The 19810-nt window shown below is 66.3% G+C and carries 16 protein-coding genes; 9 read left to right on the plus strand and 7 right to left on the minus strand.

The window, feature by feature from the left end; translation table 11 throughout:
• Positions 1 to 212: 212 nt before the first annotated feature.
• From O0J15_RS14090 to O0J15_RS14100, 3 genes are all read left to right on the plus strand, one after another.
• Complete coding sequence (locus O0J15_RS14090) at positions 213 to 1076, plus strand: pirin family protein (protein WP_021203180.1); 864 nt, start codon at positions 213 to 215, stop codon at positions 1074 to 1076.
• A 120-nt stretch (positions 1077 to 1196) separates the two neighbouring features.
• Complete coding sequence (aqpZ, locus tag O0J15_RS14095; protein ID WP_019338641.1) at positions 1197 to 1916, plus strand: aquaporin Z; 720 nt, start codon at positions 1197 to 1199, stop codon at positions 1914 to 1916.
• 196 nt (positions 1917 to 2112) lie between these two features.
• On the plus strand, positions 2113 to 2571 hold the full coding sequence (locus O0J15_RS14100; RefSeq protein WP_019662176.1) for a hypothetical protein: 459 nt from the start codon (positions 2113 to 2115) through the stop codon (positions 2569 to 2571).
• Between the two features lie 119 nt (positions 2572 to 2690).
• On the opposite strand, the gene O0J15_RS14105 is transcribed toward O0J15_RS14100, so the two are convergent.
• A complete protein-coding gene (locus tag O0J15_RS14105; protein ID WP_227844698.1) occupies positions 2691 to 3542 on the minus strand; it encodes a pirin family protein in 852 nt (283 codons plus the stop codon).
• Positions 3543 to 3757: 215 nt separating this feature from the next.
• On the opposite strand from O0J15_RS14105, the gene O0J15_RS14110 reads away from it, so the two are divergent.
• Complete coding sequence (locus O0J15_RS14110) at positions 3758 to 5839, plus strand: carbon starvation CstA family protein (RefSeq protein WP_019662178.1); 2082 nt, start codon at positions 3758 to 3760, stop codon at positions 5837 to 5839.
• On the plus strand, positions 5839 to 6063 hold the full coding sequence (locus O0J15_RS14115) for a YbdD/YjiX family protein (RefSeq protein WP_005410613.1): 225 nt from the start codon (positions 5839 to 5841) through the stop codon (positions 6061 to 6063). Before O0J15_RS14110 ends, O0J15_RS14115 begins: the two co-directional genes overlap by 1 nt.
• 420 nt (positions 6064 to 6483) lie before the next feature.
• Here O0J15_RS14115 and O0J15_RS14120 read toward each other — a convergent pair whose 3' ends face one another.
• From O0J15_RS14120 to O0J15_RS14130, 3 genes are all read right to left on the minus strand, one after another.
• Positions 6484 to 7734, minus strand: coding sequence for a DUF819 domain-containing protein (locus O0J15_RS14120; protein WP_134732060.1), 1251 nt, complete (start codon positions 7732 to 7734; stop codon positions 6484 to 6486).
• Positions 7735 to 7853: 119 nt separating this feature from the next.
• Entirely contained in the window at positions 7854 to 9140 is a 1287-nt protein-coding gene (locus O0J15_RS14125; protein ID WP_019662180.1) for a HAMP domain-containing sensor histidine kinase, read from the minus strand.
• Complete coding sequence (locus O0J15_RS14130; RefSeq protein ID WP_019662181.1) at positions 9127 to 9840, minus strand: response regulator transcription factor; 714 nt, start codon at positions 9838 to 9840, stop codon at positions 9127 to 9129. The genes O0J15_RS14125 and O0J15_RS14130 overlap by 14 nt, the downstream gene beginning before the upstream one ends.
• 131 nt (positions 9841 to 9971) lie before the next feature.
• On the opposite strand from O0J15_RS14130, the gene O0J15_RS14135 reads away from it, so the two are divergent.
• The 4 genes from O0J15_RS14135 to O0J15_RS14150 all read left to right on the plus strand — a co-directional run bounded on the left by O0J15_RS14135 (position 9972) and on the right by O0J15_RS14150 (position 16741).
• On the plus strand, positions 9972 to 11675 hold the full coding sequence (locus O0J15_RS14135) for a glycosyltransferase family 39 protein (RefSeq protein ID WP_019662182.1): 1704 nt from the start codon (positions 9972 to 9974) through the stop codon (positions 11673 to 11675).
• A gap of 111 nt (positions 11676 to 11786) precedes the next feature.
• Complete coding sequence (locus O0J15_RS14140) at positions 11787 to 12551, plus strand: phosphatase PAP2 family protein (RefSeq protein WP_019662183.1); 765 nt, start codon at positions 11787 to 11789, stop codon at positions 12549 to 12551.
• Complete coding sequence (locus O0J15_RS14145; protein ID WP_308305825.1) at positions 12548 to 14197, plus strand: phosphoethanolamine--lipid A transferase; 1650 nt, start codon at positions 12548 to 12550, stop codon at positions 14195 to 14197. Before O0J15_RS14140 ends, O0J15_RS14145 begins: the two co-directional genes overlap by 4 nt.
• Before the next feature lie 579 nt (positions 14198 to 14776).
• Complete coding sequence (locus O0J15_RS14150) at positions 14777 to 16741, plus strand: M2 family metallopeptidase (protein ID WP_308305826.1); 1965 nt, start codon at positions 14777 to 14779, stop codon at positions 16739 to 16741.
• Positions 16742 to 16938: 197 nt separating this feature from the next.
• Here the strand turns inward: O0J15_RS14150 and O0J15_RS14155 are convergent, their stop codons facing one another.
• The 3 genes from O0J15_RS14155 to O0J15_RS14165 all read right to left on the minus strand — a co-directional run bounded on the left by O0J15_RS14155 (position 16939) and on the right by O0J15_RS14165 (position 19678).
• Entirely contained in the window at positions 16939 to 17331 is a 393-nt protein-coding gene (locus O0J15_RS14155) for a hypothetical protein (RefSeq protein ID WP_008265644.1), read from the minus strand.
• Between the two features lie 82 nt (positions 17332 to 17413).
• Entirely contained in the window at positions 17414 to 18310 is an 897-nt protein-coding gene (locus tag O0J15_RS14160) for a siderophore-interacting protein (protein WP_308305827.1), read from the minus strand.
• Between the two features lie 141 nt (positions 18311 to 18451).
• Positions 18452 to 19678 (minus strand): multidrug effflux MFS transporter, encoded by a 1227-nt coding sequence (locus O0J15_RS14165; RefSeq protein ID WP_308305828.1) that lies wholly within the window; start codon positions 19676 to 19678, stop codon positions 18452 to 18454.
• Between the last annotated feature and the right edge of the window lie 132 nt (positions 19679 to 19810).

Here is a 19810-nt window from a genome sequence, read left to right on the forward strand (position 1 = left end):
AGCTTACATGGACGTACTTGCAGCGTCCCCTGCGCCACCCACCCGCCCGGCCAATCGCGGCTTTTGATCTTGCTTCTGCCTTCAGCGACCAACCCCACAGCCACGAGGGGCTGCGCCGTTGGCTGGAACAACCTGTTACCCATACGGGGCATGTACCCGTCACAGCTGCATGCGATGCTGACCACCTGATCCCTGCCAGCGAGAACGCCCGCATGACCACCATCATCGCCCCGCGCGTGCACGACATCGGCGGCCTCGAAGTCCGTCGCGCCGTCCCCACCCTGCAGGCGCGCAGCATCGGCTCGTTCGTGTTCGTCGACCAGATGGGCCCGGCACTCATGCACCCCGGCACCGCCATCGACGTGCGCCCGCATCCACATATCGGCCTGGCCACCGTGACCTACCTGTGGTCGGGCGCGATCGGCCACCGCGACACGCTGGGGTCGGACCAGGTGATCCGTCCCGGCGACGTCAACTGGATGACCGCTGGTCGCGGCATTGCCCATTCCGAGCGGACACCGCAACCGGACCGCGCCCACGACAACCCGATCCACGGCATGCAGACCTGGGTGGCGCTGCCGAAATCGCACGAGGAAATCGAACCGGCCTTCTACCACCATGCCGCGGCTACGCTGCCCGAGCAGCGCCGCAACGGTGCCTGGCTGCGGGTGATCGCCGGCCGCGCCTATGGCGAGGAATCGCCGGTGAAGGTGTTCGCCGATACCCTCAACGTGGCGATCGATCTCGACCCGGATGCGGAGATCGATATCGATGACGGCCACCGCGAGCGCGCGCTGTACATCCTCGAAGGCGACGCACAGCTGGATGGCGTGGACATCCCTGCACAGCATCTGGTGATTCCCGAGGCCGGCGCACGCGGCCGCCTGCGCGCGAAGACGCCGGTGAAGGCGATGCTGTTCGGTGGCGAGCCGCTGGATGGCCCGCGCCACCTGTGGTGGAACTTCGTGTCCAGCTCGAAGGAGCGCATCGAGCAGGCCAAGCACGATTGGGAGGCCGGCCGATTCGGCACCATTCCGGGCGACGACAAGGAGTTCATTCCGCTGCCGCAGTATTGAACATCGCGTGTTGCACACATCCGAGGGTGTATCCCTGCACCCGGCGTTGACGCTACAGTCACCCGCTGATCACTGAAATGTGACATAAATCACACTTTCGCCCTCAAAGGAGTGCAACACATGAGCATGGGTAAACGCTTGTCCGCCGAATTCCTCGGCACGTTCTGGCTGGTGTTGGGCGGCTGTGGCAGCGCGGTGCTGGCCGCCAAGTTCGGTGGCGACGGCAATCCGCTGGGTATCGGGTTCCTCGGCGTCGCCCTGGCCTTTGGCCTGACCGTGGTGACCGGCGCCTATGCGTTCGGCCATATCTCCGGCGCGCACTTCAATCCGGCAGTCAGCGTCGGCCTGTGGGCCGGCGGCCGCTTCCCGACCAAGGACCTCGTGCCGTACATCATCGCCCAGGTGGCTGGCGGCCTGCTGGCCGGCTTCATCCTGCTGCAGATCGCGTCGGGGGCCAGCGGCTTCGCCATCGATGGCAGCCAGGCCGGTGCGTTCGCCAGCAATGGGTATGGCGCGCTGTCGCCTGGCGGTTACAGCGTGGCAGCGGCCTTCCTGTGCGAAGTGGTGCTGACCGCCGTGTTCCTGATCGTGATCATGGGCGCCACCCATGGCAAGGCGCCGGCTGGCTTTGCGCCACTGGCGATCGGCCTGTCGCTGACCCTGATCCACCTGATCAGCATCCCGGTCACCAACACCTCGGTGAACCCGGCCCGTTCCACCGCCGTGGCCTTCTTCGCCGGCAGCGGCGCAGTAAGCCAGTTGTGGCTGTTCTGGGTCGCCCCGCTGCTGGGCGGCGCGATCGGCGGAATCATCTACAAGTGGATCGGCAACGACCGCTGAGGCTGTGCGCACCATTGCGGCCGACCATCGGCCGCAATGGTTACGTCTGCAACTTCGATTTGTGCGATCGCTCACGTTCCGTTAAGGTTGAGTTGACCGTCCGTGCACACGCCGGGCGGGGCGGCATCCGGGGATGGGATGCCACAGCCGCCAGTCCATCTGGTGGAGCCACACGACCGACCACCTTGGGGGATGCATGAAGTTCGCGCCTGTAGTGTTGTCGAGCCTGCTGTTCGCCGCAGCCCAGGCTGCCGCGCAGGCTCCCGCGGAATGTCCTTCGTTGCCGGCCAGCAGTGGCCTGCAGTGGCAGCAGCAGGTGTTGGCCGACCTTCTGGTCTGCCGCGCCAGCACCGGGGATGGACGCGAGGTACTGAGCCTGATGCTCAGCGCGCGTGACCCTGATATTCCGTTGAACCGGGCACTGCGCCAGGAAAAAGGCAGCTTCGGCGGTGAACCGCTTTACTGGTACCAGCCCGATCTCGGTGGCCAGCAGCCGCCCGGCTATGCCGAGCGCCGCATCAGCGTGGTCAAGCTGGACAAGAAGCGCTACGCGCAGATTTCGCTGTACCCGGACAGCGCCCAGGAGCTGGGCTCGCTGCAGCAGTTGGCGCAGGGCATGAGCCTGACCCCGTCAGCCGTGGCCGCGGGGCGCTGAAGGTGACGGGGATGACTGCCTGGCAGCATCCCCGCAGGATCCGACTCGCGGGACGTCCGCCGGGCGTGGCCCGGCGGCGTTGCCGGCTTCTTTCGACGGGCCATGCCCGGCGCAATCCATCAGAACTTGCCTTCCTGGAAATCGACGAAGGCCTGCATCAGTTCCTGCCGTGTGTTCATCACGAACGGCCCGTGGCGCATCACCGGTTCGCGCAGCGGACGGCCGGCCACCAGGATCAGCCGCGCGCCTTCGCTGCCGGCCGAAAGGTGCAGCTGCTCACCGCCGCCCAGCACCGCCAGCTCCTGGCGTGCCACGTCACGCGCGGCGTCCTGCTCCCCCACGGTCACGCCACCTTCGAACACGTATGCAAAGGCATTGTGCCCTTCCGGCAACGCATAGGTCCAGGCGCGATCCGGGGCCAGCGTGATGTCCAGGTACAGCGGATCGGTGGCCGGCTGCACGATCGGGCCCTGCGTGCCATCCACGCTGCCGGCAATCACCTTCACGTCCACGCCCGGCTCCGGGTGCACCACGGGAATGCGCTCGGGCGCGAATTCCTGGTACTTCGGGTCAGTCATCTTCTCCTTTGCCGGCAGGTTCACCCACAGCTGGAAGCCGCGCATCTGCCCGCTTTCCTGCTCGGGCATCTCCGAATGCACCAGGCCACGCCCAGCGGTCATCCACTGCACGCTGCCCGGGGTCAGCAGGCCTTCGTTGCCGTGGTTGTCACGATGCCGCATGCGCCCGTCGAGCATGTAGGTGACGGTTTCGAAGCCGCGGTGCGGATGCTCCGGAAACCCGGCGATGTAGTCCTCGGCACGATCGGTACCGAACTCATCGAGCAGCAGGAACGGATCCAGGTCGGGCAGCGTGGGGCCACCGATGACGCGGGTCAGGCGCACGCCGGCACCGTCGGAGGTGGGCAGGCCACGGATGGTCCGCAGCACGCGGGCCGGTTCGGGAAGGCTCATGGCGACTCCTGTTGGATGGATGCCACTGAAGATGGACGCCACACGGCCGCACGCCAATGGACGGCGCCGCAACCGATTGTTCCATCCCTGATGTTCGCTGCACGTCAGCACAACAAACGTACGACCAAAGTACTACCGCCGATTCGTCCTGTGCCAATTGACCCTGTCGAGGGCACGCGGGACTCTTTGTCTGTCTTTCCGGGAGAGAGCACCTCATGAAAGGGTTTTCCAAACTGGGCTGGGCGGTACTCGCCCTGCTCGGCGCATTCTGTCTGGGCACCGTGGCACTGCGCCGCGGCGAGCACATCAATGCGCTGTGGATCGTCGTCGCCGCGGTTTCGCTGTACCTGGTCGCCTACCGCTTCTACAGCCTGTTCATCGCCAACAAGGTGATGCAGCTGGATCCGACCCGGGCCACCCCGGCGGTGATCAACAACGATGGCCTGGACTACGTGCCGACCAACAAGCACGTGCTGTTCGGCCATCATTTCGCCGCCATCGCCGGCGCCGGCCCGTTGGTCGGCCCGGTGCTGGCCGCGCAGATGGGCTACCTGCCCGGCCTGCTGTGGCTGGTGGTGGGCGTGGTGCTGGCCGGCGCGGTGCAGGACTTCATGGTCCTGTTCCTGTCCAGCCGTCGCAACGGCCGCTCGCTGGGTGACCTGGTGCGCGAGGAGATGGGCCAGGTACCCGGCACCATCGCCCTGTTCGGTGCGTTCCTGATCATGATCATCATCCTGGCGGTGCTGGCGATGGTGGTGGTCAAGGCGCTGGCCGAAAGCCCGTGGGGCATGTTCACAGTGATCGCGACGATGCCCATCGCGATCCTGATGGGCGTCTACATGCGCTATATCCGCCCTGGCAGGATCGGCGAGATCTCGGTGGTCGGCCTGATCCTGCTGCTGGCCGCAATCTGGTACGGCGGCAAGGTCGCCGCCGATCCGGTGTGGGGCCCGGCGTTCACCTTCACCGGCACCCAGATCACCTGGATGCTGATCGGCTACGGCTTCGTCGCCTCGGTGCTGCCGGTGTGGCTGCTGCTGGCCCCGCGCGACTACCTGTCGACCTTCCTCAAGATCGGTACCATCATCGCGCTGGCCGTCGGCATCCTGATCGTGATGCCGGAACTGAAGATGCCGGCGCTGACCCAGTTCGCCGCCAGCGGTGATGGCCCGGTGTGGAAGGGCGGCATGTTCCCGTTCCTGTTCATCACCATCGCCTGCGGTGCGGTGTCGGGCTTCCATGCGCTGATTTCGTCCGGCACCACGCCGAAGCTGCTGGCCAATGAAGCGCACATGCGCTACATCGGCTACGGCGGCATGCTGATGGAATCGTTCGTGGCGGTGATGGCGCTGGTGGCGGCCTCGATCATCGACCCGGGCATCTACTTCGCGATGAACAGCCCGGCCGCCGTGATCGGTGCCGATGCGGCCTCGGCGGCGCACTACATCACCAACACCTGGGGCTTCACCATCACGCCCGAACAACTGACCGCGACCGCGGCGGCGATCGGTGAACCGACCATCCTGCATCGCGCCGGTGGTGCGCCAACGCTGGCGGTGGGCATCGCGCAGATCCTGCACGAAGCGATTCCCAGTGGCAGCGACGCGATGATGGCGTTCTGGTACCACTTCGCGATCCTGTTCGAAGCACTGTTCATCCTGACCGCAGTGGACGCCGGCACCCGCGCCGGACGCTTCATGCTGCAGGACCTGCTGGGCAATTTCGTGCCGGCCCTGAAGAAGACCGAATCGTGGACCGCCAACATCATCGGCACTGCGGGTTGCGTGGCACTGTGGGGCTACCTGCTCTATACCGGCGTGGTCGATCCGTTCGGCGGCATCCAGACGCTGTGGCCGCTGTTCGGCATCTCCAACCAGATGCTGGCTGGCATCGCGCTGATGCTGGGCACGGTGGTGCTGTTCAAGATGAAGCGTGACCGCTATGCGTGGGTCACCGCGGTACCGGCGGTGTGGCTGCTGATCTGCACCACCTATGCCGGCTTCATCAAGATCTTCGACAGCAACCCGGCACAGGGGTTCCTGGCCCAGGCACACAAGTTCCAGGCTGCCATTGCCAGCGACACCATCACCGCACCGGCCAAATCGGTGGCGCAGATGAAGCAGATCGTGGTCAACGCCTACGTCAACACCGGCCTGACCGCGCTGTTCCTGCTGGTGGTGGGCGCTGTGCTGGTGTATTCGATCAAGACCATCCTGGCGGCACGCCGCAATCCGCAGCGCAGCGACCGCGAGACCCCTTACGTGGCACTGAAGCCGCACGAAATGGTGGATCTGTGATGAGCACGCAACTGGTTCCCGCCGGCCAGTACCAGGCGCACCGCCGCATCTGGCGGCGCCTGGTGCAGACCGCACGTCTGTGCTGTGGCATTCCCGATTACGACAACTATGTCCGGCACATGCTGGAAAAGCACCCGGACCAGGAGCCAATGGACTACAAGACGTTCTTCCGCGAACGCCAGGAAGCGCGCTACGGTGGGCGCAATGGTGGCCGCTGCTGTTGAGGGTTGGGTGCCGGGCTTGCAGCCCGGCGCCCGCAGAGGCAACTGCAACTGCAACGGCGAAAGCGTCGGCTCTGGTTTTCCGTGAATTTGGCGGGGTGGTGTCGGATGGCGGGGACGCCGTAAACCCGTCCTTGGGGCTTGGCCGCAGCATCCATGCCGCGGACACCCCGCCATCCGACACCACCCCACCTTCGACAGATTTCCGTTGACGGCAAGAAGCATCAGGGGGCAGATCCGTTTCCGCGGGGAAACGGATCTGTCCTTTCTTTGTTCATGGATACCCATGAAGTGCATCCACGCATGACGTGGATCTATCCGGTGGCAGGCAAAAAGAAAGCCGAGCGTGGGCTCGGCTCTACACGGGGAAAGCGTGTCCACGGCAATTGCCGTGAACACGCAACATGATCGTCAGCTCAGGACTCAGGCGCCGGCCATCCACTTCAGGATCAGGCCGGTGACATACGCCAGCCCGGTGCCGGTGGCATAGCCCACCGTACCCAGCAGCACGCCCACCGGCGCCAGCGTCGGGTGGAACGCTGCTGCCACCACGGGAGCCGAAGCGGCCGCCCCGATGTTGCCCTGCGAACCGATCGCGAAAAAGAACAACGGCGCGCGCAGCAGCTTGGCCATCACCCACAGCACCAGCACATGCGTGGCCATCCAGATCGCGCCGAGCAGGAACAGCCAAGGCCGATCCAGCAGCGACAGCAGGTTCATCTGCATGCCGATGCAGGCAATCAGGAAGTAAAGGAACACCGTGCCCAACCGCGAAGCGCCTGCCGCTTCCAGCCGGCGCGCACGGGTGAAGCTCAGGCCCAGGCCCATCGCCGTGGACAGCAGGATCACCCACACGAACTGGCTGTCCAGGCTGAACTGGCTGGCCCAGCTGATATTGGCCTTGAACCAGCCCGACAGCGGCGCGGCGATGGCGTGGGCCAGGCCGACGCCACCCAGTGCCACGCCGACGATCACCATCAGGTCGGTCATGCTGGGGATGCGCGCGTTCTGTGCCTCGTAGGCGCTGATCCGTGCCTTCATCTCGTCGATGGCGCGGGTGTCGGCCCCGTTACGGGTATCGATCTGCTGCGCGCGGTTGGCCAGGAACAGCAGGATCGCCATCCACAGGCTGGCACAGGCCACGTCGACCACGGCGAACTGGCCGAAGGTGGTGGCGTCGGTGCCGAACACCTCGCGCATGGCCACCATGTTGGCGCCGCCACCGATCCAGCTGCCGGCCAGCGCGGCCATGCCGGCCCAGGTATCACCGGCCACGGTTTCCGGGTGGATCAGCTTCATCAGCTGGAACGAGACGATTGCGCCGAGCATGATGCCAGCGGTACCGGCACAGAACACGAGCAACAGCTTCGGGCCGAGCTTGATGACGCCCTTCAGATCGATCGACAGGGTCAGCAGGACCAGTGCAGCCGGCAGCAGCACGTCACGCGCGACCGGGTTGTACAGCGAGGTGTTGTGGCCATCGATGACACCGGCGGTGTTGTAGATGGCGGGAATGAAGTAGCACAGCAGCAGCGCCGGCACCCAGGCGAAGATCTTCTTCAACAAGGGGGTCGGACCACTGGCAGCCCAGAAGATCAGGGCCAGGGTGGCGGCGATCAGGCCCAGTCCAACGATATCGTTGCTGATCAGGGCGGTAGCGGGTTCGGTCGGCATGGGATCCTCTGTCGATCGAAAAAACGGAAAAAAAAGCGCCGCATAAAGCGGCGCAGTTCCAGATTAACACTGTCTTCACGCCGGGTCATGCCGCAGCGCGGAGCAGGTCGGCCGCTTGATCAGGCGGGGCGCGAAGCGCCAAAGTCCAGGGTGACGCGTGTCCCGCGCGGCTCGCAGGGCTGCAACTGCAGTGTCCAGCCCAGGTGTTCACACAGCCGCGCGATCAGGTCCAGGCCGATGCCGCTGCCACGGTCGGCACGCCCGCCGCGGGCCATGCGTGCATGGATCGCCGCGATCTCCTCCGGGCTCATGCCGTGCCCGGGGTCCTGCAGGGTCAGCACCGCCGACGGACTCAGCTGCAGTTCGATATGGCCGCGACCGCTGTTCTCGATGGCATTGCGCAGCAGGTTGCCGATCGCCGCCTGCACCACCGCCATCGGCGCGACGATATCCACCGGCGCGGCCTGGATACCGATGCTCAGGTCCTTGTCGCCGAGGAGGTGGCGATGGTCGTCAACGATCTCCGGCAGCAGCTGGTCCAGCGCGATGCGCTCGGCACGCGCCGCCAGGCGCGCCGGATCGCGCGCCAGCACCAGCAGCAGCTCGATCAACTGCTCCACGCTCTGCGCCGTGCGCAACACCCGCTGCATCTGCTGGCGGGCGCGCTCGGGCAGGCCCGGTTGCTCCAGTGCCAGTTCGGCGGCACCGGTCATCACGGCGATCGGCGTGCGCAGTTCGTGGCTGGCGGTGCTGATGAAGACCCGCTCACGCTCGACGAACTGCTCATTGCGGTCAAGGTAATCGTTCAGCGCATCGGCGATGGTATGCAGTTCGGAACTGCCGCGTGGATCGACCTCGATGCGCTGGCCCTGCACGCCCGGCCGCAACGCGGCGATGTGCTGTGCCAGCAGGCTCAGCGGGCGCACCATGCGTTCCATGCCGAACGACGCCATCAGTACGGTGACGAAGATCATGATCACCCCGGCCAGCATCACCCAGCGCGTGGCGAACTGTTCCAGGTCATGAAAATCGGAAATGTCCAGAACCAGCGCGACCCGGCCCATCGACTCGGTTTCGCGCACCATCACCGCCGTCTCACGGCCCTTGATCATTACGCCGTCATGCAGCCCCGGATGCAACGTACGCAGAGCGTCGGGCAGGTTGACCGCATCGAAGCGATACAGGCTGAGCGTGTCCGAATCCTGCCAGCGGTAATGCGGCTCATGCTCGACGTGCTCGACGATGCTGTCCAGTTCGGAGTTGAGCAGTGCGCGCCAGGCGGCGTGCTCGGCATGCTCGTGCACATAGTTGCCAACGCTGAACACCGCCAGTGAAAGCAGCGCCAGATAGCCCAGCAACCACCACACGACCCGACGGTACAACGGGCCCGGCTTACGCGCCTTCATCGTCATCCTTGCCGGCATCGCTGGTGGAACTCACCGCCAACCGGTAGCCCACCCGCGGCAGCGTGTGGATCAGTTTCTTGGCGAACGGGCCGTCAACGCTGCGACGCAACTCGTAGACATGCGAGCGCAGCAGGTCACCATCCGGCGGCTCGTCGCCCCATAGGGCGAACTCCAGCTGCTGTCGTGTCACCGCCCCCGGGCTGGCCCGCATCAGCACTTCCAGCAATTTGCGGCAGGCCGGGTACAGGTGCAGCAGCTGGCCCCCACGCTGGGCCTCCAGCGTTGCCAGATCCAGTACCAGGTCGCCCACCTGCAGGCGCTTGCGCGGGTTGCGGCCCTGCGCACGCAGCAACAGCGCCTCCAGCCGCACCTCCAGTTCTGGCAGCGCAAACGGCTTGGTCAGGTAGTCGTCGGCACCGGCGCGGAAGCCGGCAATCTTGTCCGGCAGCTCGTCACGCGCGGTCAGCATGATCACCGGCACTTCCGATGCTTGCTCGGCGCGCAGCCGGCGCAGCACCTCCGGGCCCTCCATGCGCGGCAGCATCCAGTCCAGGATCACGGCGTCGTAAGGGTGGCTGCCGGCCAGGTGCAGGCCGGTGATGCCATCCGGGGCCACGTCAAGCACATGCCCGCGCGACTCGAAATAGTCGAACAGGTTGGCTACCAGCTGGCGGTTGTCCTCGATCACCAACAGACGCATGCACGAAACACCCACGGAAGTTCGTACCATGGTAGCGCCGCGCATGTCGGAATGCGGTCGCCCCGGCCCCGCTCTGACGCTTTTCCCACCCCTGCCACCTCAGAATGGCCGTTTTGCTCCCGGAGCCTGCCGTGCCCGTAGCCCTGCCCCGCCGTTGGCGCCTGCCCCTGTTGTGGCTGTTGATCGTTGCTGCGCTGGCAGCGGGGATCGGCCTTCGGCAGCCGCAGCCGCCGGACGAGCCGCGCTTCGTGCTGGCGGCCCGGACCATGGTCGAAAGCGGGCAATGGCTGCTGCCGCACCGGGGCGTGGAGCTGTATGCGGAGAAGCCGCCGGTCTTCATGTGGCTGCAGGCGGCGGCCTACGAGATCGTCGGCAGCTGGCAGTGGTCGTTCCTGCTGCCGTCGCTGCTGGGCGCCCTGCTCAGCCTGTGGCTGGTGTCGGATCTGGCACGCCGGCTGTGGTCACCGCGGCATTCCCTGTATGCCTTGGCGGCGCTGTTCTGCACCCTGCAGTTCGGGCTGATGGCCAAGCGCGCGCAGATCGACATGGTGCTGGTGGGCATGACCACGGTGGCCCTGTGGGGCCTGATGCGCCATCTCTGCGAGCGCCGCAACCTGCCCGCACTGTGGCTGGCGGGTTTCGCGGCCGGCCTGGGGACAGTGACCAAGGGTGTGGGTTTCCTGCCGCTGTTGATGGTGCTGCCATGGTTCGGCTGGTGGCTGTACCAGCGTTGCCGCGGCCTCAGGGGGGATGGTCCGCACCCGGCAACGCTGCTGTGGCTGATCCCGGCCTTCCTGCTGGGCGTGTCGGTGTGGCTTGCGCCGCTGGGCTGGGCCCTGCTGCACACGCCCAGCGCCGAACTGCAGGCCTACGCGCATGAGCTGTTGTTCAAGCAGACCGGTACCCGCTATGCCAACGCCTGGCACCACCGCCAACCGGTCTGGTACTACCTGCAGGTGATCCTGACCCTGTGGCTGCCCGGCAGCCTGTTGCTGCCGATGCTGTTCAGACCCTGGTGGCGCCGCCTCCGCCGAGGCGACCGCCGGCAGTGGCTGCTGCTCGGCTGGGCCATTCTGGTGCTGGTGTTCTTCAGCGCCAGCCCGGGCAAGCGTGAGGTGTATGTACTGCCGATGCTGCCGGCAATGGCACTGGCGGCGGCGCCACTGCTGCCGGGCCTGCTGCGCCGGCTGTGCGTGCGCCGCTACCTGTTCGGCTACAGCGTGGTGCTGATGCTGGCCACCGGCGTGCTCGGCGTCATGCTGTTGACCGAGCACCCTTGGGCCCTTGCGCAGCTTGAGCGCCGGGCAATGCCCGATACGCTGCTGCCGGTGCTGGGCGATGGCCTGCTGACCTTCGCCATCGCCCTGGCCACGCTGATCGTGTGGCTGCGGGTGCGCCGCGCCGCAACGCTGGTGCTGCTGACCCACGGCATGCTGTGGATGCTCTACGGCCTGGTGTTGATTCCGGCGCTGGATCCCTACGCTTCGGCGTCGGCGCTGATGCGCCGGGTCGGCGCACGGATCGGGCCGGACGCCGAACTGGCGCTGGTCGCCTGGCGCGAGCAGAACCTGCTGCAGGCCGACCGCGCGGTGCGCGAGTTCGGCTTCAAGCGGCCCTGGGCCGAGCAATGGCACGATGCCGGCCCCTGGCTCGCCGAAGCGCCGGACAAGCGCTGGCTGCTGGTGCTGGACGATGCAATGAGTCCCTGCGTGGACCCGGCCAAAGTGATCGACATCGGCATGGCCAACAGGAATCGTTGGCAACTGCTTCCCGGTACGGCCTGGGACCCGCAATGCCACGCCGAACGGGCCGGCTCGACCGCCGAAGAAGACTGAACGTTGACTCGTGCCGGGGAATCATTAACCCGGTGCGAACGGGCGTCCGACCCTTCTCCGACATGCGGGTGACGAGCATGACTGCGGATTCCCAAACCGCCCTTCCCCAGCATGCCCGTCCGTCCCCTTGATTCGGTAGCGCCGCTTGCGACACCACTGGCGTCTCGATTTGCCGTAACTCACCTCTGGCTGCCTGTCGCAATCGGTCTGCCATTGTTTACGCTGCTGATGGACTTCGGCGGTGATCAATGGGTGGCCGATCACCTGTTCCGTCTTGAAGGCAGCCACTGGGCGCTGCAGGACGCCTGGATCACCCGCAGCGTCGTGCACAAGGCCGGCAAATGGTTGAGCACGGCGGCGGCGCTGGTCGTGATCCTGCTGTGCTTCCACCACTGGCGTAAGGGTCGCGATCGCACCCTGCAATGGGCGCTGCTTTATGTCGTGATTGCCATGGCACTGGGCACCGGCGCGATCTCCCTGCTGAAGTCGCTGGTGCCGATGGAATGTCCGTGGGACCTGCTGCGCTACGGTGGCCACCAGCCTTTCATCGGGCTTTTCACGGCGCGCCCCGCTGGCATGGCCGCGCAGGCCTGCTTCCCGGCCGGTCACGCCAGTGCTGGCTACGCCTGGCTGTGTCTGTACTATTTCGCCCTGCTATGGCGCCCGTCGTGGCGCTGGACCGGGTTGTGGATCGGCCTCGGCGCCGGCCTGGTGTTCGGCATCAGCCAGCAGCTGCGCGGTGCACATTTCCTTTCGCATGACGTTGCCACTGCATTGATCTGCTGGTTGCTTTCGCTGGGCCTGTATCTCATCGTCAAGCGCGTCCTGACACACCGTCAACCGAACCATGCCAACCGCCAGGAGGCAAACGCATGAGCGCATCGGTCCAACGGCCCGCCCGCCTCCCCGCCCTTGCGGGTCTACGCCACTGGCGGCCGCAGCTGTCCACCGAAGCGCTGATCGCGCTGACCAGCCTGTTCTTCGCGGTGGCCGGCAATGGCCTGTTCTGGCACAGCGCGATGGCCAGCCATCCAGGCAGCCTGCGCTACGCGCTTTCACTGCTGCTGTTGCTGCTGGGCGCTCACGGCGTGCTGCTGGGCATCCTGGTCTGGCGCTGGAACGCCAAGGTGGTGATCAGCCTGTTGCTGCTGGTGACCGCATTCGCCGCGCACTACATGAGCCGCTACCACATCTACCTGGATGCGGACATGCTGCGCAACGTGCTGGCGACCGACCCCAAGGAAAGCCGCGAGCTGATGACCGTGTCGCTGCTGTGGCCGGTGCTGTTGCTTGCGGTGCTACCGATGATCGTGCTGTGGCGCGTGCAGCTGCGCCGCCGCAGCTGGGGCCGCAGCCTGATGTCGCGGCTGGGCTTCCTGGCGGTGGCCGCAGTGACCGCCATCGGCGGTGCCCTGATCTCGTTCCAGGATGTCTCGGCACTGATGCGCAACCAGCGTGAAGTGCGCTATCTCGCGACACCGGCCAATGTCCTGTTGGGCATGCCGCGTGCATTGCGTGGCGACAATCCGGTGCAGCGCGCGCCGAAGCTGCCGATCGGTACCGATGCCAAGGCCACCCCGCGCGCGCCGGCCAGCAAGCCGCGCCTGCTGGTGATCGTCATGGGCGAGACCGTGCGTGCGCAGAACTGGGGGCTCAACGGTGGCCGCAACACCACGCCGGAACTGGCGCAGGCCAGCGTGATCAATTTCCCGGACATGCACTCGTGCGGCACCAGCACCGAGGTTTCGCTACCGTGCCTGTTCTCGCCATGGGGTCGTCACGACTACGACGAAAAGAAGATCCGTGCGCACCAGTCGCTGCTGCACGTCCTGGACCGCGCCGGCATCGTGCCGTTGTGGCGTGACAACCAGTCCGGCTGCAAGGGCGTGTGCGAAGGCCTGGACTTCCAGTCGCTGTCCGATGCCACCACGCCGGGCCTGTGCGCCGATGGCCGCTGCATGGATGAGATCCTGCTGCAGGACCTGGCCACCCAGGTGCGGGCCAGGCCCGGCGACCGGGTGGTGGTGCTGCACCAGCTGGGCAACCACGGACCGGCCTACTTCGAGCGCTATCCGGCCGCCTTCGCCCGCTTCAAGCCAACCTGCGATACCCGTGACATCGGCCGCTGCTCGCGCGAAGAGATCACCAACAGCTACGACAATGCCGTGCTGTACACCGATCACTTCCTGAGCAAGACCATCGGCACGCTGCAGGGCATGCAGGACTACGACACGGCGATGATCTACCTGTCCGACCACGGCGAATCGCTGGGCGAAAAAGGCCTGTTCCTGCACGGCGTGCCCTACGCCATCGCCCCGGCCGAGCAGACCCGGGTACCGATGACGATGTGGTTCTCGCCGGGCTTCGCGAGCAGCCACGGGTTGGACCTGCAATGCGTGCGCAAGCGCTCGACGGCATATACCGACCATGACAACCTGTTCCCGTCGGTGCTGGGCCTGATGCAGGTGAAGACGGCGCTGTACGAGCGCGACCGCGACGTGTTCGCCAACTGCGAGAGTTGAGGGTTTGTCGGCAGGGCTGCGCCCTGCACCCGCCGAGGCCACTGCACAAGCAACGGCAACAGCAGAAGCAGGCGATTCGTGGCTTGGCGGGGCGGTGTCGGAATGCGGGGACGCCGCAAGTACGTCCATGTAGGCTTGGCAGCCGCATCCATGCGGCTGACACCCCGCACTCCGACACCGCTCCACCTCTGACAGATTGTCCCGATCTGGTAGATCCACGCCATGCGTGGATGAATTTCCATCGGAATCGAATAGTCGAATTGAATTCGAAAAGCATCCACGCATGGCGTGGATCAATGAAAGGTCGCGGAAATCTGTTGAAGGCGGGGTGGGTCCGGTTGCGGGGGCGTGAGCGCCATGGATGGCGCGACCGAGCCTCCATGGACGGATTTACGGCGCCCCCCGCAACCGGACCCGCCCCGCCAAACCACGGATAGTCCGCTGTTGCTGTTGCTTCGGCTTTGCCGTTGCTTGAAAGCCTCTGCGGGTGCCGGGCGCGGCCCGGCCGACTTCCGCCACTTGCGGTGGCAGCGACGGCCCACTAGCCTTCGGCCGTCGTTCACCACCCAAGGACCGCCCGTGAAACACCGTCATCTCCTGCTGGCCTCGGCTGTCGCCGCCGCCACGCTGGCCCTGGCCGCCTGCAAGAAGGAACCCACCCCAGGCACCGATACCGCCAGCAGCAGCGCCCCGGCCGGCGAAACCGCCGACCAGTTCGTGGCCCGCATCAATGCCGAATTCAAGGCCGCCTACCCGGAGATGACCTCGGCGCAGTGGCTGTCCTCCACCTACATCAACAGTGATTCGGAACGCATCGCGGCCAAGGCCAACGAGCGCTCGCTGACCCAGCTCAACAGCTGGATCGAACAGGCAGCCAAGTTCGACGGCCAGCCGATGAGCGAGGACAGCAAGCGCGCGATCCACCTGCTGAAGTTGATGTCCTCGATGCCGGCGCCGCGCGACCCGGCCAAACTGGCCGAGCTGACCCAGATCGCCACGCGCATGGAAGGCAGCTATGGCGCCGGCAAGTACTGCACCGATGCCAACGACCCGAACTCCTGCCGGCAGCTGGGCGAGCTGGAGCAGGTGCTGGCACGCAGCCGCGACTACGACAAGCAGCTCGACGCCTGGCAGGGCTGGCACAGCACCACCAAGAACATGCGGGGCGACTATCAGAAGTTCGTCGGCCTGGTGAACGAAGGCGCCAAGGGCATGGGCTTCACCGATGCCGGCCAGATGTGGCGCAGCGGCTATGACATGCCGCCGGAGCAGATCGGCCCGGAAACCGATCGCCTGTGGGAACAGGTCAAGCCGATGTACGAACAGCTGCACTGCTATGCGCGCGCCAAGCTGGACAAGACCTACGGCAAGGACAAGGCCGAAGTGGGCAATGGCCTGATCGCCGCGCACCTGCTGGGCAACATGTGGCAGCAGGACTGGTCCAACCTGTGGGACCAGCTGGAACCATATCCGGGTGCCGGCAGCCTGGACATCACCGCTGCACTGGAAAAGCAGTACCAGACCAACCTGAGCGCGGCGCTGGCCAAGGCCGGCAAGGACGCCAGTGTGGCGGCCCAGTACAAGGCGCAGCGCGAAGCCGAACTGCGCACCGCCAAGCAGATGACCGAGCGCGCGCAGGACTTCTACGTGTCGCTGGGCATGCCGTCACTGCCGCAGTCGTATTGGGAAAAAACCCAGTTCATCAAGCCTGACGACCGCGACGTGGTCTGCCACGCCAGCGCCTGGGACATGAACATGGAAGGCGACGTGCGCACAAAGATGTGCATCAAGCCGAACGAAGAGAATTTCACCACCATCTACCACGAGCTGGGCCACATCTATTACGACCTGGCCTACAACCCGCTGCCGCCGCTGTTCCAGGGCGGTGCCAACGACGGCTTCCATGAAGCGATCGGCGACACCATCGTGCTGGCGATGACGCCCAAGTACCTCAGCTCGATCGGCCTGGTCGACGCGCCGACCGAAAGCCGCGAGGCGGTCATCAACAACCAGATGCGCATGGCGCTGTCGGGCGTGTCGTTCCTGCCATTCGGGCTGATGATCGACCGCTGGCGCTGGGGCGTGTTCGATGGCTCGATCACCGCCGACAACTACAACAAGGCATGGTGGGACCTGAAGGCCAAGTACCAGGGCGTGGCCCCGGCCAGCAGCCGTGGCGAAGAATTCTTCGATCCGGGCGCGAAGTATCACGTGCCGGGCAACACCCCGTACACCCGTTACTTCCTGGCGCGCATCCTGCAGTTCCAGTTCTACAAGGGCCTGTGCGACGCCTCGGGGTACAAGGGCCCGCTGCATGAGTGCACCTTCTACGGCAACAAGGAAGCCGGTCAGAAGTACTGGGCGATGCTGAGCAAAGGTGCCAGCCAGCCGTGGCAGGCCACGCTGAAGGAGCTGACCGGCACCGACAAGCTCGATGCCGGCCCGATGATCGAGTACTTCACACCGGTCAACGAGTGGCTGAAGCAGCAGAACGAAGGCCAGATGTGCGGCTGGCAGGCCAACGCGGCCCCGGCGGCGAAATGAGAAAAGGGGCGGGTCCGCGAGGATCCGCCCCTGATGTAGCGCCGGGCCGCGCCCACGTGACCGGTGGGCGCCATTGCAGCGAACGCATCGCCATGCGCGCGGAGCCTTTCGCCAAGCAGTGAGAGTGATTCATGCCCGGCGGCTCTTCATCGCACCGCTGCGCTCGCCGGGCATGGCCCGGCGCTACCCACGGCGGATCAGCTGTTCTTCTTCGCTGCCATCGCCGCGGCCAGCTCGGCCTTGAACTCCTCGAAGGTCTGGCCCTTCTCCTTTGCTTCGGCCTGAGCGGCATCACGAAGTGCATCGGAGTACATCAGGCGCACCGGCGTGCCATTGCGTTCGTGCAGCTCACCGGCCTGCATGATCAGCGCCAGCACCTGCGCAGCGCTCTCGCTGTGGCCGGCGATGCGGCCATCCATGCCCAGCACCCATTCGCCATCGCGGCGAACGACACCGGCCAGCAGGGTGCGCTGCGCGTCGCGCAGTTCGGCATGCGGCTCCACCGGCGACGCCTGCGCGGCTGCCTTGTTGGCGGCCTGCTTTTCCTGGCGACGGCGCTGGTCGCGGCGGGTCTTGGAGCTGGTGGACATGGTGCGGTACCGCTGCGAAGGGGGCGCAAGGATAACGCACCCCGCCCGCAGCGCTGCTTCACGCGTGCTCGATCCAGCACGGTCAGTCCAGCACCTTGCCGTGCCGCCAGTAGCCCATGAAGGTGATCGCGCGGCGGTCCAGCCCGCAGTCGCGGACCAGGTGGCGACGGATCGCCATCACCGCCGCCGCCTCGCCTGCCACCCAGGCATACAGCGGCCCGGCCACGCGGGTATCGGCCTGCTCCCAGAGGATCTGCGTATCGACGTCGATCTCATCCGGCGCATCGCCGGCAGCCGCGCCCGGGCCCGCTGCCAACCGCGCCTGGACCGCCTGCAGCAACGGCTGTCCGTAGGCGGCCCGCCCGCGCGGCAGCCAGACCAGCTCGGCGCTGGAGGGCGCCTTCAGGTGCACGGCATCACCGGCCTGCGCCACCTCCAGCAGCGCCAGCGTGCGCGGCGGATCGACCATGGCCGCCAGTTCCTCGAGGATGCCCGCCACCGCCGGCAGCGCGGTTTCATCCGCCACCAGCAGCACCTGGCCGACTCCCATCGGCGGTTTCCATTCCCAGCCTTCGCTGCTGTCGGCACAGTCGGCATCGGGGGCCAGCAGCACTACGCGGTCGCCCGGGCGAGCGTGGACGGCCCAGCGCGAGGCCGGCCCGGTTTCGCCATGCAGCACGAAATCAACGTCGACCTCGCCCTGCTCGGCACGCAACTGCCGGATCGTGTAGGTGCGCATGGGCGGGCGCTGGTCGTCCGGAAGTGCCCGGTAGCGCGGATACCAGTCCTCGCCGCTGGGCACCGGCGGCACGTCCTGGCCGGGCAAGGGGAAGAACACCTTGATGCGCTGGTCCGGGCCTTCGGTCTTCATCCGCGCCACGTCGGCACCGGTGAATACCATGCGGTCCAGGGAAGGAGAAAGAACGCGGCGCTCCTTCAGCGCCACCTCGAACAGGCGGTAGGTCTGCTGCGCAGCCATGGGGGAACCTCATGCAACGACATCGGATCGGCTGGCTGTCGTGCATCCACGCACCGGCTGGCTGGAGTCCCCAGCCTAGTCCGGTCGTTCCTCGCCGCAAGCGTTACGGGCATCGCGGCGTGCCCTACCCCTGCGCGCTGCTCAATCGCCCGTGCAGGCTGCCTGCGCCGCGCGCTCAAGCCGGTGCTCCCAGTACCAGAACACGAAGCCGGCGCCAAAGAACGCGGCCTGGCCCAGCGCCAGGCGCAGCGGGCTGGCACTGAGCAACGGCGACACCACGCCGGCCACCACGGTGCTGATCATCAGCTGCACGAAGGCCTGCAGCGACGAGGCCAGGCCGCGCTGGTGCGGATACATGTCCAGCACCGCCAGCGCCAGGATGGGGAAGATCAGCGCCATGCCCATGCCGCCCAGGAAGATCGGCAGCACTGCCCACGGCAACACGAACTGCGGCGACAGCGCCACGTAGCCGACATTCAGCAGCGCCGACAGCGCGCACAGGCTGAAACCGATGGCGACCTGGCGGGTGGGCGTGGTGTGCCCGGCCATGCGCCCGGACAGGAACGAGCCGGTGGTCATGCCGCCGATGGTGGGGATGAACAACCAGGCGAAACCGCCCTCGCCCAGGTGCAGGTGCTGCATCACGAACACCGGCGCCGACGAGATGTACAGGAAGATGCCACCGAAGCCGATGCTGCCGGCCAGCGCCAGGCGCAGGAAGCGCGGGTTGAAACCGATGCGCACGTAATCGCGCATCAACGCGTGCGGCGACAACGGCACGCGCGCTTCGACCGGATGGGTCTCCGGCAGGTAGCGTGCAGTGGCTGCCAGCAGGACCAGCGCGAATACCACCAGGAACCAGAAAATCAGCGGCCAGCCGGCGCCACTGAGCAGGATCCAGCCACCGATGATCGGCGCGATGGCCGGGGCGATGCCGAACAGCATCGACACCTGGCTCATCAGGCGCTGCGCGTCGTGGCCATGGTAGAGATCGCGGATCACCGCGCGGCCGACGATCATGCCGACACCCGCCGACAGGCCCTGCAGCGCGCGGAACGCCAGAAGCGTGGCCAGATCGGTGGACAGCGCACAGCCGACCGAGGCGCCGACGAACACCACCAGGCCACCGAGGATCACCCGCTTGCGCCCCCACGCATCGGACAGCGGGCCATGCGCCAGGCTCATCAGGCCATAGAACAGCAGGTACACGCTGATGGTCTGCTGCACCGCCACCTCGTCCACCGACAGGCGCTGCGCCAGCTGCGGGAACGCGGGGAAGATGGTATCGATCGAGAACGGGCCGAACATGGCCAGGCCGGCAAGCAGCAGGGCCATGCGGCGGGTGGAGGGAGCAACGGCGGCGGTCATGAAGGAAGCGTCCGGCAGGGCCATGCGCGGCACGCACGGCGGGCGCCGGTCCCGCTGCAACGGGGACGGCGCCAGATGAATTCGGGTATCCGCCCATCATAGGTGGGGATTGCGCCCGATGCCATGCAGCGG

The organism is Stenotrophomonas sp. Sm10, from assembly GCF_030985515.1.
GTDB classification, from domain to species: Bacteria; Pseudomonadota; Gammaproteobacteria; order Xanthomonadales; family Xanthomonadaceae; genus Stenotrophomonas; species Stenotrophomonas hibiscicola.

What these genes read in the sequence shown, in the direction of transcription:
- O0J15_RS14115 (WP_005410613.1), top strand. Translation starts at nt 5,839, where the DNA reads ATGAGCACGCAACTGGTTCCCGCCGGCCAGTACCAGGCGCACCGCCGC.
- O0J15_RS14145 (WP_308305825.1), top strand. Translation starts at nt 12,548, where the DNA reads ATGAGCGCATCGGTCCAACGGCCCGCCCGCCTCCCCGCCCTTGCGGGT.
- O0J15_RS14110 (WP_019662178.1), top strand. Translation starts at nt 3,758, where the DNA reads ATGAAAGGGTTTTCCAAACTGGGCTGGGCGGTACTCGCCCTGCTCGGC.
- O0J15_RS14125 (WP_019662180.1), bottom strand. Translation starts at nt 9,140, where the DNA reads ATGAAGGCGCGTAAGCCGGGCCCGTTGTACCGTCGGGTCGTGTGGTGG.
- O0J15_RS14105 (WP_227844698.1), bottom strand. Translation starts at nt 3,542, where the DNA reads ATGAGCCTTCCCGAACCGGCCCGCGTGCTGCGGACCATCCGTGGCCTG.
- O0J15_RS14130 (WP_019662181.1), bottom strand. Translation starts at nt 9,840, where the DNA reads ATGCGTCTGTTGGTGATCGAGGACAACCGCCAGCTGGTAGCCAACCTG.
- O0J15_RS14090 (WP_021203180.1), top strand. Translation starts at nt 213, where the DNA reads ATGACCACCATCATCGCCCCGCGCGTGCACGACATCGGCGGCCTCGAA.
- O0J15_RS14165 (WP_308305828.1), bottom strand. Translation starts at nt 19,678, where the DNA reads ATGACCGCCGCCGTTGCTCCCTCCACCCGCCGCATGGCCCTGCTGCTT.
- O0J15_RS14155 (WP_008265644.1), bottom strand. Translation starts at nt 17,331, where the DNA reads ATGTCCACCAGCTCCAAGACCCGCCGCGACCAGCGCCGTCGCCAGGAA.
- O0J15_RS14120 (WP_134732060.1), bottom strand. Translation starts at nt 7,734, where the DNA reads ATGCCGACCGAACCCGCTACCGCCCTGATCAGCAACGATATCGTTGGA.
- aqpZ (WP_019338641.1), top strand. Translation starts at nt 1,197, where the DNA reads ATGAGCATGGGTAAACGCTTGTCCGCCGAATTCCTCGGCACGTTCTGG.
- O0J15_RS14100 (WP_019662176.1), top strand. Translation starts at nt 2,113, where the DNA reads ATGAAGTTCGCGCCTGTAGTGTTGTCGAGCCTGCTGTTCGCCGCAGCC.
- O0J15_RS14140 (WP_019662183.1), top strand. Translation starts at nt 11,787, where the DNA reads ATGCCCGTCCGTCCCCTTGATTCGGTAGCGCCGCTTGCGACACCACTG.
- O0J15_RS14160 (WP_308305827.1), bottom strand. Translation starts at nt 18,310, where the DNA reads ATGGCTGCGCAGCAGACCTACCGCCTGTTCGAGGTGGCGCTGAAGGAG.